Source organism: Microcoleus sp. K5-D4 (assembly GCF_036704575.1).
Taxonomy (GTDB): Bacteria; Cyanobacteriota; Cyanobacteriia; order Cyanobacteriales; family Microcoleaceae; genus Microcoleus.
On the sequence record NZ_JAUBSD010000192.1, the window covers coordinates 1 to 2,131 of the forward strand.

1 protein-coding gene is annotated in these 2,131 nt (G+C 46.7%); it reads left to right on the plus strand.

Annotated elements, in window-relative coordinates:
* A partial coding sequence (locus tag QUA77_RS28925) for a tetratricopeptide repeat protein (RefSeq protein ID WP_333454057.1) occupies positions 1-2,064 on the plus strand: 2,064 nt, incomplete at its 5' end.
* Positions 2,065-2,131 lie beyond the last annotated feature (67 nt).

Here is a 2,131-nt window from a genome sequence, read left to right on the forward strand (position 1 = left end):
GACCCCAAATACGACGATGCCTTGTACGGGCTGGGCGCTAGCCTAAATGATTTGGGCCGCTACAGTGAGGCGATCGCAGCCTTCGAGACAGCCTTAGAAATTGACCCCAAATTCCACTTTGCCTGGTACGGGCTGGGCAATGCCCTAAATGATTTGGGGCGCAACAGTGAAGCGATCGCAGCCTTCGAGAAAGCCTTAGAAATTGATCCCAAATACGTCAAGGCCTGGAACGGGCTGGGCGCTACCCTAAAAGATTTGGGCCGCTACAGTGAGGCGATCGCCGCCTTCGAGACAGCCTTAGAAATTAACCCTAAGTCCCACTATTCCTGGAACGGGCTGGGCAATGCCTTAAAAGGTTTGGACTGCAACAGTGAGGCGATCGCAGCCTTCGAGAAAGCCTTAGAAATTGACCCCCAATTCCACTTTGCCTGGAACGGGCTGGGCAATGCCCTATATGATTTGGGCCGCTACAGTGAGGCGATCGCAGCCTGCGAGACAGCCTTAGAAATTACAGGCGATCAATTCTGGTCAGCTTGGGCAAATCGAGGTTGGGCATTTTTCAACTCCGGGCGCTACAATGAAGCCATTGAAAACTGGGATGAAGGCTTACAGAAATATCAGCCCACCAACCGCGACTATCGCGAAGCTTGCGGCAATTTGCACCAGCGAAAAGGCGAGGCACACTATGAACACGGCAAACAAACAGCCACTTATTTTGAATCTTTCCACAAAGCTAAAGCCAGCTACGAACAAGCCCGCGAATTCTTGAAATCTCCTCTAATCCCAGAAACTTATTTAGAAGTAATGCAAGGCTTAATTACCGTGTGCTGCAGCTTGGGAGATGCCAAAACCAGCGAGTACCTTACCGAAGCTACTACCGTCTTAGAAAATTTAATTTTAGACAATGAAACTCACCCGGAAATAAAATTGCGGCTCCAGCGCAAATTTGCCGGACTTTACCAGTTAGAAGTCGATACCCTCGTTCAGTCTGGCCACAAGGTAAATGCACTGGAAAAAGCCGAAGCCAGGAAAAACTTTTGCCTGCAATGGATGCGCGCAGGTTGGCAAAACCGCATCGATAGCCCGACTTATCCCCAAATCCGAGACTTACTGGCAAACAACACCGAAACCGCGATTATTTACTGGCATCTCAGCCCAGTTTCCCTGACTGCTTTTATCATTACCCTAGAAAAGTTTGAAGTTATTTCCACACCTCTGTGCGACTTATTCCCAAAAGACAACAGTCAGAGTTTAGAAAAATGGCTGAAAAACTGGAAAACCAGCTATCAAAATTACGGCAAAACTACCAGCAAACAGCAAAACAAAGAATCCCATCCCTGGCGCGAGTCAATGACAGCGCAATTGCAACAACTCGCTGACATCCTCAAAATTCCCGAAATTTGTACCCACCTCACCAATATCCAACAGTTAATCTTAATTCCCCACCGCGACTTGCACCTGCTGCCACTGCACATTTTATTCTCCGATAATCTTTTCACTATCACTTATCTGCCCAGCATCCAAGTTGGGATAGACAGACTAGACAGAAAACCCTCACCTTCAATGTCTCTGCTGTTGGTAGAAAGCCCCGACCCATTACTTTTTGCTGAAATAGAAGCGCCCGCGATCGCGAATTTTCACCTTAACTGCAATACCCTCTCCCGTTCACAAGCTACCACAGACAATCTTAAAGAAGCTCTGCAACAAGCTGCTGACATATTCCATTTTACAGGTCACGCCTACCACAACACAAAACAGCCATCCCAGTCAGCGCTAATCCTGAAAAACAAACAGCCCCTAACTTCACAAGAAATCGCCCAATTCGATTTGAAAAGCTATTATCTAGTCTGCCTTTCCGCTTGCGAAACCGGCATAACAGGAAAAGAAGAACTGATAGATGAATTTGTCGGTTTAGCCAGCAGCTTTTTAGCTGCGGGGGCTGTTTACGCCCTCAGCACTCTTTGGATAGTTGATGAAATATCTAGCGCTTTAATGATGATTCGATTCTATCAAATTCTCAACGAACAGCGTTGCCAAAATAAGTTACATCCGGCACCAGGGTAAGCTCATCTAATTTGGTATAATATGAACTTGACAAAGTTAACAAAATAAGCATAAGAGACTGTGTAGG